General features: G+C 63.9%; 12 protein-coding genes. 7 read left to right on the top strand and 5 right to left on the bottom strand.

Going from position 1 to position 13,094, the window contains the following annotated elements; genetic code table 11:
- The first annotated feature begins 211 nt into the window (after window positions 1-211).
- The 6 genes from HV744_RS10855 to HV744_RS10830 all read left to right on the top strand — a co-directional run bounded on the left by HV744_RS10855 (window position 212) and on the right by HV744_RS10830 (window position 6,345).
- Entirely contained in the window at window positions 212-1,015 is an 804-nt protein-coding gene (locus tag HV744_RS10855; RefSeq protein ID WP_175149496.1) for a pyrimidine 5'-nucleotidase, read from the top strand.
- Window positions 982-1,689 carry a nucleoid occlusion factor SlmA gene (gene slmA, locus HV744_RS10850; RefSeq protein ID WP_175149495.1) on the top strand — a complete coding sequence of 236 codons (708 nt, stop codon included), beginning with the start codon at window positions 982-984 and terminating at the stop codon, window positions 1,687-1,689. The genes HV744_RS10855 and slmA overlap by 34 nt, the downstream gene beginning before the upstream one ends.
- Before the next feature lie 294 nt (window positions 1,690-1,983).
- Window positions 1,984-3,129, top strand: coding sequence for a homoserine O-succinyltransferase MetX (metX, locus tag HV744_RS10845; protein WP_175149494.1), 1,146 nt, complete (start codon window positions 1,984-1,986; stop codon window positions 3,127-3,129).
- Window positions 3,126-3,734, top strand: coding sequence for a methionine biosynthesis protein MetW (gene metW / locus HV744_RS10840; RefSeq protein ID WP_074762692.1), 609 nt, complete (start codon window positions 3,126-3,128; stop codon window positions 3,732-3,734). The genes metX and metW overlap by 4 nt, the downstream gene beginning before the upstream one ends.
- Window positions 3,735-3,748: 14 nt before the next feature.
- Window positions 3,749-5,143: an AmpG family muropeptide MFS transporter gene (locus HV744_RS10835; RefSeq protein ID WP_175149493.1), complete on the top strand. Its 1,395-nt coding sequence runs from the start codon at window positions 3,749-3,751 to the stop codon at window positions 5,141-5,143.
- A complete protein-coding gene (locus HV744_RS10830; protein WP_425497684.1) occupies window positions 5,140-6,345 on the top strand; it encodes a M48 family metallopeptidase in 1,206 nt (401 codons plus the stop codon). Before HV744_RS10835 ends, HV744_RS10830 begins: the two co-directional genes overlap by 4 nt.
- Window positions 6,346-6,372: 27 nt before the next feature.
- Here HV744_RS10830 and HV744_RS10825 read toward each other — a convergent pair whose 3' ends face one another.
- The 5 genes from HV744_RS10825 to gatC all read right to left on the bottom strand — a co-directional run bounded on the left by HV744_RS10825 (window position 6,373) and on the right by gatC (window position 11,615).
- Complete coding sequence (locus tag HV744_RS10825; protein WP_175149492.1) at window positions 6,373-7,152, bottom strand: exodeoxyribonuclease III; 780 nt, start codon at window positions 7,150-7,152, stop codon at window positions 6,373-6,375.
- A gap of 46 nt (window positions 7,153-7,198) precedes the next feature.
- A complete protein-coding gene (locus tag HV744_RS10820) occupies window positions 7,199-8,038 on the bottom strand; it encodes a PPK2 family polyphosphate kinase (protein WP_175149491.1) in 840 nt (279 codons plus the stop codon).
- 136 nt (window positions 8,039-8,174) lie between these two features.
- Window positions 8,175-9,650: an Asp-tRNA(Asn)/Glu-tRNA(Gln) amidotransferase subunit GatB gene (gatB, locus tag HV744_RS10815; protein ID WP_175149490.1), complete on the bottom strand. Its 1,476-nt coding sequence runs from the start codon at window positions 9,648-9,650 to the stop codon at window positions 8,175-8,177.
- Window positions 9,651-9,655: 5 nt separating this feature from the next.
- Window positions 9,656-11,143 carry an Asp-tRNA(Asn)/Glu-tRNA(Gln) amidotransferase subunit GatA gene (gene gatA / locus HV744_RS10810; protein ID WP_175149489.1) on the bottom strand — a complete coding sequence of 496 codons (1,488 nt, stop codon included), beginning with the start codon at window positions 11,141-11,143 and terminating at the stop codon, window positions 9,656-9,658.
- A 172-nt stretch (window positions 11,144-11,315) separates the two neighbouring features.
- Window positions 11,316-11,615, bottom strand: coding sequence for an Asp-tRNA(Asn)/Glu-tRNA(Gln) amidotransferase subunit GatC (gene gatC, locus HV744_RS10805; protein ID WP_074762686.1), 300 nt, complete (start codon window positions 11,613-11,615; stop codon window positions 11,316-11,318).
- 379 nt (window positions 11,616-11,994) lie between these two features.
- On the opposite strand from gatC, the gene HV744_RS10800 reads away from it, so the two are divergent.
- Entirely contained in the window at window positions 11,995-13,038 is a 1,044-nt protein-coding gene (locus HV744_RS10800; protein ID WP_004189550.1) for a rod shape-determining protein, read from the top strand.
- The last annotated feature ends 56 nt before the right edge of the window (window positions 13,039-13,094 follow it).

Raw genomic sequence — 13,094 nt, 5'->3', positions numbered from 1 at the left:
GCGTCGTAACGGCGCCCCATGTGTGCCGGGTTTGCCGTGCGGCAAGGCTGCCAGGCCGTACCGCTACAGCGCGTACCGCACATACGGCGGCCCGCCACGCGCCAGCACCGCGCGCGCACCCGCTCTCCCCTCTTCTCCCGCCGCGCGCATCGCGAACCACCCGCGTTCGCCGCGTGAAGCGACTGTTCGCGCCTGAACGGCGTTCTCCACCATGCGCACCCCCACTTCCCGGCGCCGTCGTCCGCATATCGCAGGCGGCAGTCCGGTCTGGCTGTTCGATCTCGACAACACGCTGCATCACGCATCGCACGCGATCTTTCCGGCGATCAACCGCGGGATGACGCAGTACATCATCGACGCGCTGCAAGTGGACATCGACGAGGCCAACCGTCTGCGCACCGGTTACACACAGCGCTACGGCGCGACGCTGCTCGGCCTTACGCGCCACCATCCGCTCGATCCGAACGATTTCCTGAAGGTCGTGCACACCTTCCCCGACCTCGGCTCGATGATCCGTCACGAGCGCGGCATCGCGCGCCTCGTCGCGGCGCTGCCGGGCCGCAAGATCGTGCTGACCAACGCGCCTGAAGCGTATGCTCGCGCGGTGCTCGCCGAGCTGCGCATCGAGCGTCTGTTCGAGCAGGTGATCGCGATCGAGCACATGCGCGATCGCCGCCGCTGGCGCGCCAAGCCGGACCACGCGATGTTGCGTAAGGCCATGCGCGACGCGCACGTCTCGCTCAAGGACGCGATCCTGGTCGAAGACACGCGCTCGCACCTGAAGAACTACCGGCGCCTCGGCATCCGCACGGTGTGGATCACCGGTCATCTGCCGCGCAAGCCGCACGCGGACGGCGTGCCGGCGCGTTTGCCGGGCACCGGCCGGCCGCACTATGTCGACCGGAGCATTCGTTCGTTAAAATCGCTACGACTGGGCACCCGCTCGGTTCGATTGAAGGGACAGCAGCCGGGACGACAGCCATGCAGCCGATCGACAAGCCTGACGAAGCCTTAGCCGAACACCAACCCACCGCGCCGGCCGCCCCGCGCGCGCAGCGCCTGAAGCCGGGCGAGCGTCGCGTGCATATCCTGCAGACGCTCGCCGCGATGCTGGAGGCGCCGAAAGGCGAAAAGATCACCACGGCGGCGCTCGCCGCCCGGCTCGGCGTGTCGGAAGCCGCGCTGTATCGCCATTTCGCCAGCAAGGCGCAAATGTTCGAAGGGCTCATCGAGTTCATCGAGCAGACGCTGTTTGGCCTCATCAACCAGATCGCCGACAAGGAAAGCAACGGCGTGCTGCAAGCGCGTGCGATCGCGTTGATGCTGCTCAGCTTCCCCGCCAGGAATCCCGGTATGACGCGCGTTCTGACCTGCGAGGCGCTGGCCGGCGAACATGAGCGGCTGACCGAGCGCGTCAACCAGATGCTGGAGCGCGTCGAGGCGTCGCTGAAGCAGTGTTTGCGGCTGGCGCAGATGGAGGCGAGCGCGAGTGCAAGTGCGAACGAAAGCGAAAGCGCATGCTCCGCCGAACGCGCCGCCGTCCCGCTGCCTGCCGGCTACGATCCCGCGATCCGTGCGAGCCTGCTCCTGAGCTACATCATCGGCCGCTGGCACCGCTATGTGCGCAGCGGTTTCGCGCGGCTGCCCGCCGAACACGCCGACGCGCAACTGCTGCTGATCCTTCAGTAGTCCGCTTGGCACGGCAGCGTCGCGGGTGCGCCCGCGACGCTGCCGTGCGAGATTTTCCGCTATACTTTGCGCCTGACTGCGGCCTCTTGAACCATCCAGGACCGCAATCCACTGCACCCTGAACACCTATCACGCGCCGATTTGCTGACTCGATTGCGGGCGCGCGAACCACTGGGAATACTCCCGCGGTTCACTATAAATGCGGCTAAAGAGGTCGTCAGCCGCGCACACAGTCTCTCCTCCGTGTTTCGCCGACGCCATCTAGCCGCCCTGTTTTGTTAAATGGCGGAATGAATGGAATCGATCGGTATCGTCGCTCCCCAAAAAATGCATTTCACCGAGCCGCTGCAGTTGCAGAACGGCAGCTCGCTGGCCGGTTACGACCTGATGGTCGAGACCTACGGCACGCTTAACGCCGCGCGCAGCAATGCTGTGCTGGTGTGCCATGCGCTCAACGCGTCACACCATGTGGCCGGCGTGTACGCCGACAATGCGAAGGACGTCGGCTGGTGGGACAACATGGTCGGCCCGGGCAAGCCGCTCGACACCGACAGGTTCTTCGTGATCGGCGTGAACAACCTCGGCTCGTGCTTCGGCTCGACCGGGCCGATGAGTATCGACCCGGCCACTGGCGTCCCGTTTGGCGCAACGTTTCCGGTCGTGACGGTGGAAGACTGGGTCAACGCCCAGGCGCGCGTCGCCGATCAATTCGGCATCACGCGCTTCGCCGCCGTGATGGGCGGCAGCCTCGGCGGCATGCAGGCGCTCGCGTGGAGCATGATGTATCCGGAGCGCGTCGCGCACTGCATCGTGGTCGCGTCCACGCCCAAGCTGTCGGCGCAAAACATCGCGTTCAACGAGGTTGCGCGCTCGGCGATCCTGTCGGACCCGGACTTCCACGGCGGCAACTACTACGCGCACAACGTGAAGCCGAAGCGCGGCTTGCGCGTCGCGCGGATGATCGGCCACATCACGTATCTGTCGGACGACGACATGGCCGAGAAATTCGGCCGTTCGCTGCGCCGCGCGGAAGGCGCGCTGGACGCGTACAACTTCAACTTCGACGTCGAGTTCGAAGTGGAGTCGTACCTGCGCTACCAGGGCGACAAGTTCGCCGATTACTTCGACGCGAACACCTACCTGCTGATCACCCGTGCGCTCGACTATTTCGATCCGGCCAAGGCCTTCGACGGCGATTTGACGGCGGCGGTCGCGCACACCACCGCGAAATATCTGATCGCCAGCTTCACGACCGACTGGCGTTTCGCGCCGGCCCGCTCGCGCGAACTGGTGAAGGCGCTGCTCGACCACAAGCGCACCGTCACCTACGCGGAGATCGACGCGCCGCACGGCCACGACGCCTTCCTGCTCGACGACGCGCGCTATCACAACCTGATGCGCGCCTACTACGAACGTATTGCGAACGAGGTGAACGCATGAACCAGCGAGCACTCGACTACCTGGCGCTGCGCCCGGACTTCCGCGCGATCGCGCGCTGGGTCGAACCGCGCGCCACCGTGCTGGATCTGGGTTGCGGCGACGGCTCGCTGCTGTCGCTATTGACCGAAGAACTGGATGTGCAGGGCTACGGCATCGAGATCAACGACGCGGGCGTGCTCGCGTCGACGCAAAACGGCGTCAACGTGATCCAGCAGAATCTGGAAGACGGCCTGCGCCTGTTCGAAGACGGCAGCTTCGATTTCGCGATTCTGTCGCAGACGCTGCAGACCATCCATCAGACCGCGGCGATCCTGCGCGAGACGGTGCGGGTGGGCAAGGAGTGCATCGTGTCGTTTCCGAACTTCGGCTACTGGGCGCACCGGCTGTCGGTGCTGCAAGGGCGCATGCCGGTGTCGAAGTCGCTGCCTTTTCAGTGGCACAACACGCCGAACGTGCGGGTGCTGACGATCGAGGACTTCGAAGCGCTCGCGCCGGAAGTCGGCATCGAAATTCTTGACCGCGTCGTGCTGCACGACGGACAGGTGGTGCGATGGGGCGTGAACTGGCGTGGTAGTCTTGCGGTCTATCGCGTCAAGAAAAGCTAACGCAAGTTATCCACATGTCGAACCCGCCGCACGAGGCGCCTGCACTTACCGCTCACGAAGAACATCCCGGCTGGCGCGCGTTCCTGAATACGCGCATGCTGATCTGCGTCTTTCTCGGCTTTACGTCGGGATTGCCGCTGTTCACGCTCGTCTATCTGGTGCAGGCGTGGCTACGCTCCGAAGGCGTCAACCTGAAGGAAATCGGCCTGTTTGCGCTGATCCAGTTCCCGTACACGTGGAAATTCATCTGGGCGCCGCTGATGGACCGCTACGTGCCGCGCTTGCCGGCCTGGCGTCCGGGCAGACGGCGCGGCTGGATGCTGGTCACGCAAATTCTGGTGGCCGGCGCGATTGCGACTTTAGGTTTCGTCTCGCCGCGCGATTCGATCTGGACGGTGGCGGCGTTGACAGCGCTGGTCGCGTTTTTCGGCGCGAGCCAGGACATCGTGATCGACGCGTACCGGCGTGAATTGCTGAGCGATACGCAGCAGGGTCTCGGCAACGCGGTGCATGTGAACGCCTACAAGATCGCGGCGCTGGTGCCCGGCTCGCTCGCGTTGATTCTGTCCGACCATATGCCGTGGACCACGGTGTTCATCGTTACGGCTGCGTTCATGCTGCCGGGTATGGTGATGACGCTGGTGATCAGCGAGCCCAAAGTGCACGGCACGCCGCCGAAGAATCTGCGCGAAGCGATCGTGCAGCCGTTCAAGGAATTCATTCAGCGCGACGGCTGGCGCGGCGCGCTGTTCGTGCTCGCCTTCATCTTTCTGTACAAGCTCGGCGATACGATGGCGACCACGCTGTCCACGTCGTTCTTCCTCGACATCGGTTTTTCGCGCACGCAGATCGGCGTGATCGCGAAGACCACCGCGTTCGGCGCGAGTCTCGCGGGCGGCATTGTCGGGGGGATCTGGCTGATGAAGATCGGCATCGGCCGGGGCTTGTGGATCTTCGGCATCCTGCAGATGGTGTCGACGCTCGGCTTTGCGTGGCTCGCGCATCTCGGCCCGGCGTCGCCCGGTCTTGTGGCGATTTACGACATCGCCGTCTGGCTGAGCCAGGGTACGACGAAGCTGCTCGCGTTAGTGGGCGTGGACTGGGCCGTGCAGCTCGAGCCCCGCTCGGTCGCGCTGGCGCTTGTCTACGGCTTCGAAACTTTCACCACCGGCCTGACGATGGCGGCGTTCACCGCGTACATCGCGAGCACCACCGATCCGCGCTACACGGCCACGCAGTTCGCGCTCTTCACGAGCCTGGCTTCGGTGCCGCGCACGTTGGCATCGGCGGCGAGCGGCTATGTGGTCGCGCAGATCGGCTGGTTCGACTACTTCATCATGTGCACGGTGCTGGCGCTGCCCGGCATGCTGCTTCTGGTGCGTATCGCGCCGTGGAGAACCGCGTCGTGAAGACCCCGTTTTCAACGCGCACGCGGCGCTTGTGCACGACCTGGGTTCCGTCGCTCAAGGCGAGCCGTGCGGCGCTGCACGCTGCATGGGCACTCGGCTGCGCGAGCAGCCTGGCGTGGATCATGCCGGCGAGCGCGTACGCGGCAGCCATGCCGGCCGCGCCGACGGCAAAGCCGGCGACGGTCGCAGCCACCGCTGAAAGCGCGACATCGGCGACGCCGGGCGCGAACAGCGCGACAAGCACCCCGAACACCACCGGCACGGCCAGCGCCGGCAGCGCGCCGGCGGCCGCCACGCCGACCTCTGCGGCAGCGCCGGCCCAGGCACCCGTCACCGCGAAAACACCCGCTGCGACACCCGCACTGCCTGCGTCTGCGCCGCCCTACACTCCGAACACGCAATTGCGCTACGGCGGCTACCTGGTGTTCCGCAACCTGATCCCATCGCCGATGCTCGAGGCGCAAGCCACCGAAGAGTTCAACCAGATCGCGTACGGCGCGGAACACGCGAACCGCCTGTACGGCGACACCGACGCGCACGTCACGCGCGTGCGGTCGATCGTCGACAGGATGATCCCGTACTCGCTGAAATGGAACGAGCGGGCCAAAGGCTGGAAGTGGGATGTGGCTGTCGTGCGTTCGACCGATATCCGCATGTACTGCCTGCCGGGCGGCAAGATCGTCGTCTATGGCGGGCTGCTCGACCGCACGCGTCTGAATGACAACGAGCTCGGCATGCTGATCGGACACGAGATCGCGCACGCGTTGCGCGAGCATGCACGCGAGCGGCTCGGCCAACTCCAGGCCAGCCAGCTCGATTCGACCGGAACGATCCCGCAGCTCTTCGGGCTTGCCGATCTCGGCGCCGCACCGCTCGGCATCGGCTCGCGCCTGCTGGAAATGAAGTATGAGAGCACCGACGAAACCGAAGCCGACGTGATCGGCAGCGACATCGCGTCACGCGCCGGCTTCGATCCGCGTGCGGCGGTCACGCTGTGGGACAAGCTCGCGCAAGCGACGCGCAGCGATCGCGAGCGGGGCTTCATCTACGTGCATCCGTACACGCCGGCGCGGCGTCAGGACATCATCAAGCGCCTGCCGGACATGCTGCCGCTCTATGCGAAGGCGATCGGCAAGACGGTGGATGCCCTGCCGGATTACGCCGGCATGGGCCGCCCGCGCGGCAAGCTGGCCCGCGATTGAGCTTGAGTCGCGCGGGCCGGGGAGTGCTTACTTCCTGACCTTGTGATCGTAGTCGACCGTCAGCGGCGCATGGTCGCTGAACTTGATATCGCGGAACACGTCGGTGCGTTTCGCCTTGCCCGCAATGCCCGACGTCGCGATCTGATAGTCGATCCGCCACCCTACGTTCTTCGCGTACGCCTGACCGCGATTGCTCCACCACGTGTACTGTTCCGGCCGCTGGTCGAGCGTGCGGAATACATCGACGTAACCCACTTCGTCGAACAGCCTGGTCAGCCACGCGCGCTCTTGCGGCAGGCAGCCCGAGTTCTTCTGGTTGCTCTTCCAGTTCTTGATGTCGATCTCCTTGTGGACGATGTTCACGTCGCCGCACACGATCACTTCGCGTTCCTGAGCCAGTTCGGCGAGATGCGGCATGAACTCGTCCATGAAACGGTACTTGGCCTGCTGGCGGTCTTCTCCGCTCGAACCCGACGGCACGTACACGGAAATCACCGACAGCTTGCCGAAACGCAGCTCGACATAGCGCCCTTCCGGATCGAACTCCTCGCTGCCGAAGCCGATCACCACTTCGTCCGGTTCGTGACGCGTGTAGACGCCCGCGCCGCTATAACCCTTCTTCACCGCGTGCTGAAAATAGCCGGTGAAATCGTGCGGCGCCATGAATTCCGGCGTCATGTCGTCCTGCGAGCATTTGATTTCCTGCACGCACAGCACGTCGGCGTTCTGTTCGCCGAACCATTCGAAAAAGCCTTTTTTCGCCGCCGAGCGGATCCCGTTCAGGTTAGCGGTAATCACACGCAACATGTCGTTCCTTTTATGTTCGATTCGTTTCTGGAGCCAACGGGCCAGGTCACTCGACCTTGATGCCCTTCAGCGATTCTTTGGGAGGCGGATATTCGAGCTTCAGCGCTTGCAACGCACGCAACAGCAGTTCGCCGACCATCACGTTGCGATGGGTCTTCGAGTCGGCCGGAATCACGTACCACGGCGCGTATTCGGTCGACGTCCCGGCCAACGCGTCGCGATAGACCGATTGATAGGCGTCCCACTGTTTGCGCGCCTCGAGATCGGACACGTCGAATTTCCAGTGCTTGCTCGGGTCGTCGATACGCGCTTGCAGGCGCGCACGCTGCTCGTCTTTCGAAATGTGCAGCATGCACTTGACGATGGTCGTGCCGCTATAGGCAAGCATCTCTTCGAACTGGCGAATGTGGCAGCAGCGTCGCTCGAACGCTTGCGCGTCCAGTTCGCCGCGCACGGTGGGCACCAGCAGATCTTCGTAGTGACTGCGGTTGAAGATCGTCAGCTCGCCGGCGGCGGGCGCCTGCGAATGCACGCGCCACAGAAAATCGTGCGCGAGTTCGACGGGCGTGGGCGCCTTGAACGGCACGATGCGCAAACCGAGCGGATCGACTTCGTGAAACACCGCGCGGATCGTGCCGTCCTTGCCGCTCGTGTCCATGCCTTGCAGCACCAGCAACACGCGACGCTTCTGCTGCGCGTGCAGACACTCCTGCAGGATCTCGAGCTGCCCACCGATCACCGACAGACGCACGCGGTCCGAGTCTTTCGACCCGGTTGAAAATGGCTTCGCGACCGGGTTGTAATTGTCGAGCGAGAATTTGGGGGGGTTCTTGCCGTCGTCGAAATAAGGCACGCGGAAATCGTCGAGTTCGGGTTGCCTGGCCATCCACACACTCCGTAATCTGCGTTCAGGGGTTCGCAAAAGCGGGCCCGCAAAATAAAACGGGCCGTTGCCCCAGTTTCGTTTCCGGCAACAGCCCGCGATGGCTCAGGTGTCAACACCCGAGCCGTGCTTGTTCAACTCAGGACAGCTTCTTCTTCAGCAGTTCATTCACCTGCGCCGGATTGGCCTTGCCCTTGGTCGCTTTCATCGCCTGACCGATCAGCGCGTTGAACGCCTTGTCCTTGCCGGCGCGGAATTCCTCGACCGACTTCTGGTTCGCCGCGAGCACTTCGTCGATGATCGCTTCCAGTGCGCCGGTATCCGAGATCTGCTTCAGGCCCTTCGCTTCGATGATGCGATCGGCGGCGGCTTCGTCGGTGGCTTTCTCTTCCCAGATCGCGAGGAAGATTTCCTTGGCGATCTTGTTCGAGATCGTGCCGTCGGCAATGCGTTGCAGAAGCAGTGCGAGTTGCGCGGACGACACCGGCGAAGCGTCGATCTCCAGCCCTTCGCGATTCAGTTGCGACGACACTTCGCCCATCAACCAGTTCGCCGCGACCTTCGCGTGAGCCGGGCCGACCTTGACGACCACCGCTTCATAGTACGCGGCCATCGCCTTGCTCGACGTCAGCACGTTGGCGTCGTACGGCGTCAGGCCGTATTGCGACACGAAGCGCTGCTGGATCGCTTCCGGCAGTTCCGGCATCTCGCTCTTCACGCGCTCGACCCACGCCGCGTCGATCACGAGCGGCATCAGATCGGGGTCGGGGAAATAGCGGTAGTCGTGCGCGTCTTCCTTGCTGCGCATCGAGCGTGTTTCGCGCTTGTCCGGATCGTACAGACGCGTTTCCTGCACCACCGTGCCGCCGTCTTCGATCAATTCGATCTGCCGGCGCACTTCGTACTGGATTGCTTCTTCGAGGAAGCGGAACGAGTTCAGGTTCTTGATCTCGGCACGCGTACCGAATTCCGCCTGACCGAGCGGGCGCACCGACACGTTTGCGTCACAACGGAAGGAGCCTTCCTGCATGTTGCCGTCGCAGATACCGAGCCACGTGACGAGCGTGTGCAGCGTCCTGGCGTAAGCAACCGCTTCGGCCGCGCTGCGCATTTCCGGCTCGGTGACGATTTCGAGCAGCGGCGTGCCGGCGCGATTCAGGTCGATGCCGGTCATGTCCGCGAAGTCTTCGTGCAGCGACTTGCCCGCGTCTTCTTCGAGGTGAGCGCGCGTGAGGTTGACGACCTTCTCGTATGCTTCCTTGCCCGCCTTTTCATTGGCCGGCACCTGAATCGTCACCTGGCCGCCCTGCACGACGGGGATTTCGTACTGGCTGATCTGATAGCCCTTCGGCAGATCAGGGTAGAAATAATTCTTGCGCGCGAAGATGCTGCGCGGCGCCACCGTCGCGCCGATTGCGAGACCGAACTGGATCGCGCGCTCGACCGCGCCGCGGTTCATCACCGGCAAGGTGCCCGGCAACGCCAGGTCGACGGGACAAGCCTGCGTGTTCGGCGCGGCGCCGAATTGCGTGGCGGCGCCCGAGAAAATCTTCGATTGGGTCGACAGTTGCGCGTGGGTCTCCAGACCGATCACGACTTCCCATTGTTTGGCCATGGTGCTCACACTCCTGCCGGTGCTTTGCGGTGCCAGTCGGTCGCGCGCTGGAACGCGTCGGCCACTTGCAGCATCCGGGCTTCATTGAAATAGTTGCCGATGATCTGCAGACCCACCGGACGCTGCGCATTCGCGCCCGCGCCGAAGCCGCACGGCACGCTCATGCCCGGCAAACCGGCGAGGCTCACCGACAGCGTGTAGATGTCGGCCAGATACATCTGCACCGGATCGTCGCCCTTAGCGCCGAGATCCCACGCCACCGACGGCGCGACCGGTCCCATGATCACGTCGCAGTGATTGAACGCTTCCTGGAAGTCCTGCGCGATGATGCGGCGAATCTTTTGCGCTTGCAGGTAGTACGCGTCGTAGTAGCCGTGCGACAGCACATAGGCGCCGACCATGATGCGGCGCTTCACTTCCGGACCGAAACCTTCGGCGCGCGACTTCTTGTACATGTCGAGCAGATCGCGGTATTCAGCGGCGCGATGGCCGAAGCGCACGCCGTCGAAACGCGACAGGTTCGACGAAGCCTCGGCCGGCGCGATCACGTAGTACACCGGAATCGACAGTTCGGTTTTCGGCAGCGAGACGTCGACCAGCGTGGCGCCAAGCGCTTCGTACTGCTTCAGCGCGGCGTCGATCGACGCGCGCACGTCGTCGGCCAGACCCGCGCCGAAATATTCTTTCGGCAGGCCGATGCGCAAGCCGGTGAGCGGCTTGTCCGCGGCATCTTCTTTCCACGGCTTGCCGAGGTAACGCGTGTAGTCTTCGTCGTCGCGCACGAGGCTGGTCGAATCGCGCTCGTCGAAGCCGGCCATCGCGTTGAGCAGCGTCGCGCAGTCCGCGGCGCTCTTCGCCATCGGGCCGCCCTGATCCAGCGACGACGCGAACGCGATCATCCCGTAACGCGACACGCGGCCGTAGGTCGGCTTGATGCCGGTGATGCCGGAGAACGACGCAGGCTGACGGATCGAGCCGCCCGTGTCCGTGCCGGTTGCGGCGGGCGCGAGACGCGCGGCCACCGCCGCCGCCGAGCCGCCCGACGAACCGCCCGGCACCGACTTGCGGTCCCACGGATTCTGCACGGGGCCGAAGTACGAGTTCTCGTTGGACGAGCCCATCGCGAACTCGTCCATGTTGGTCTTGCCCACGCACACCATGCCGGCGTTCTGCAAACGCGCGACCACGGTGGCGTCGAACGGACTTTCGTAGTTCGACAGCATCTTCGAGCCGGCGGTGGAGCGCCAGCCCTTAGTGACGAACACGTCCTTGTGCGCGATCGGCAGGCCGACCAGCGGGCCGGCATGGCCGGTGTGGAGCAGCGCGTCGGCGGCCTGCGCCTGCGCGAGCGTCAGATCGTGATCGACCTGGATGAACGCGTTCAGGCTTTTGGCCGCGTCGATCCGTTTCAGGTACAGCTGCGCCAGTTCGACTGCGGAGCATTCCTTGGCCGTCAGTGCGGCGCGCAGTTCGGTCAGACTTTTTTCATACATTGCGTTTTATCCTGGAAAGCGCGGCAGCGTAGTCGCGCTGCCGTGGAGGCGTTCGGCTGCCCGCCGGCAAGCCGGGCCGAGGAAGCCGGCGACGGCGCACACGCGCGCGCCCATCGCGCGGGGCGGCATGCCGTGTTGGCTCGCGAGCCGCGCCGGGCTTGCTGCGCGGGTCTTATTCGATCACCTTCGGCACGAGGTACAGGCCGTCCTGCACGGCCGGTGCCGGGCGCTGGAAAGCTTCGCGCTCGACCGTTTCGGTTACGGCGTCGTTACGCAGACGCAGCGCGACGTCTTCGATCTGCTCGATCGGGTGGGCAAGCGGCGCGATGCCGGTGGTATCGACCGCCTGCATTTGCTCGACGAGGCCGAAAAAATCATTGAGCTGGGCACGCGTGTGCTCAGCGTCGGCGTCGGCCAGTTCGAGCCGCGCGAGATGCGCGATGCGCTTAACATCGGTCAGGGTCAGAGCCATGCAGTCACCGGAAAATGTGGTGGACCGCCGCAGCACGAAGAAAACGACGCTGCGACAGCAGGTTACGACGCAATAGGACGACCTCGAAAAAGGGGTCGGCGGCGGCAAAAAGTGCCAACCGTTTCCTTCAAAACATCCAAAATTATAAGGTATCATTACGCGTTCGACCCAAACCCGGACCGACTTACCAAGGCCTTTCTGAACTATTCCCAAAGATAAATTCGGATTTGTCCAATTGGCTTTGCAACGGCCTCCGGTAGACTCCCTCGCAGCTTCAAGCCCCTGCGGCGCCGCTTCCGCCCGGTTGAAGCTGTTATTTTTCCGCTGCCGCCCTACGCATACGTTGCGAGGCCCGGCCCCAAGCGAGACAGGATTTTGAATGTTCGGTTTTCTTCGCAGCTACTTCTCCAACGATCTGGCGATTGACCTTGGCACTGCCAACACGCTCATCTACATGCGTGGCAAGGGAATCGTCCTTGACGAACCGTCGGTGGTCTCGATCCGCCAGGAAGGCGGTCCCAACGGCAAGAAAACCATTCAGGCAGTCGGCAAGGAAGCCAAGCAGATGCTTGGCAAGGTGCCGGGCAACATCGAGGCGATCCGCCCGATGAAAGATGGCGTGATCGCCGACTTCACCGTCACCGAACAGATGATCAAGCAGTTCATCAAGACGGCTCACGAATCGCGTATGTTCTCGCCGTCGCCGCGCATCATCATCTGCGTGCCGTGCGGTTCGACCCAGGTCGAGCGCCGCGCGATCAAGGAAGCCGCGCACGGCGCGGGCGCCTCGCAGGTGTACCTGATCGAAGAACCGATGGCCGCCGCGATCGGCGCCGGCCTGCCGGTGTCGGAAGCCACCGGCTCGATGGTCGTCGACATCGGCGGCGGCACGACGGAAGTCGGCGTGATCTCGCTCGGCGGCATCGTGTACAAGGGTTCGGTGCGCGTGGGCGGCGACAAGTTCGACGAAGCGATCGTCAACTACATCCGCCGTAACTACGGCATGCTGATCGGCGAGCAAACCGCCGAGGCAATCAAGAAGGAAATTGGCTCCGCGTTCCCGGGTTCCGAAGTCAAGGAAATGGAAGTGAAGGGCCGCAATCTGTCGGAAGGCATTCCGCGCAGCTTCACGATCTCCAGCAACGAAATTCTCGAAGCCCTCACCGATCCGCTGAACCAGATCGTGTCGTCGGTGAAGATCGCGCTGGAACAGACGCCGCCGGAACTGGGCGCCGACATCGCCGAACGCGGCATGATGCTCACGGGCGGTGGCGCACTGCTGCGCGATCTGGACCGCCTGCTCGCCGAAGAAACCGGCCTGCCGGTGCTCGTCGCCGAAGACCCGCTGACCTGTGTTGTGCGCGGCTCGGGCATGGCGCTCGAACGTATGGACAAGCTGGGCAGCATCTTCTCGTACGAGTAAGCGAGCCCCTCTCCATGTCAGTAGCGCGGATCTGGCACACGGCCCCTTGCGGGCCG

The organism is Paraburkholderia ultramafica (genome assembly GCF_902859915.1).
GTDB classification, from domain to species: Bacteria; Pseudomonadota; Gammaproteobacteria; order Burkholderiales; family Burkholderiaceae; genus Paraburkholderia; species Paraburkholderia ultramafica.
The sequence above is the reverse complement of the archived record's forward strand: the minus strand, read 5'-3'. Positions and strand labels throughout refer to the sequence as shown.

What these genes read in the sequence shown, in the direction of transcription:
- HV744_RS10855 (WP_175149496.1), top strand. Translation starts at nt 212, where the DNA reads ATGCGCACCCCCACTTCCCGGCGCCGTCGTCCGCATATCGCAGGCGGC.
- slmA (WP_175149495.1), top strand. Translation starts at nt 982, where the DNA reads ATGCAGCCGATCGACAAGCCTGACGAAGCCTTAGCCGAACACCAACCC.
- metX (WP_175149494.1), top strand. Translation starts at nt 1,984, where the DNA reads ATGGAATCGATCGGTATCGTCGCTCCCCAAAAAATGCATTTCACCGAG.
- metW (WP_074762692.1), top strand. Translation starts at nt 3,126, where the DNA reads ATGAACCAGCGAGCACTCGACTACCTGGCGCTGCGCCCGGACTTCCGC.
- HV744_RS10835 (WP_175149493.1), top strand. Translation starts at nt 3,749, where the DNA reads ATGTCGAACCCGCCGCACGAGGCGCCTGCACTTACCGCTCACGAAGAA.
- HV744_RS10825 (WP_175149492.1), bottom strand. Translation starts at nt 7,152, where the DNA reads ATGTTGCGTGTGATTACCGCTAACCTGAACGGGATCCGCTCGGCGGCG.
- HV744_RS10820 (WP_175149491.1), bottom strand. Translation starts at nt 8,038, where the DNA reads ATGGCCAGGCAACCCGAACTCGACGATTTCCGCGTGCCTTATTTCGAC.
- gatB (WP_175149490.1), bottom strand. Translation starts at nt 9,650, where the DNA reads ATGGCCAAACAATGGGAAGTCGTGATCGGTCTGGAGACCCACGCGCAA.
- gatA (WP_175149489.1), bottom strand. Translation starts at nt 11,143, where the DNA reads ATGTATGAAAAAAGTCTGACCGAACTGCGCGCCGCACTGACGGCCAAG.
- gatC (WP_074762686.1), bottom strand. Translation starts at nt 11,615, where the DNA reads ATGGCTCTGACCCTGACCGATGTTAAGCGCATCGCGCATCTCGCGCGG.
- HV744_RS10800 (WP_004189550.1), top strand. Translation starts at nt 11,995, where the DNA reads ATGTTCGGTTTTCTTCGCAGCTACTTCTCCAACGATCTGGCGATTGAC.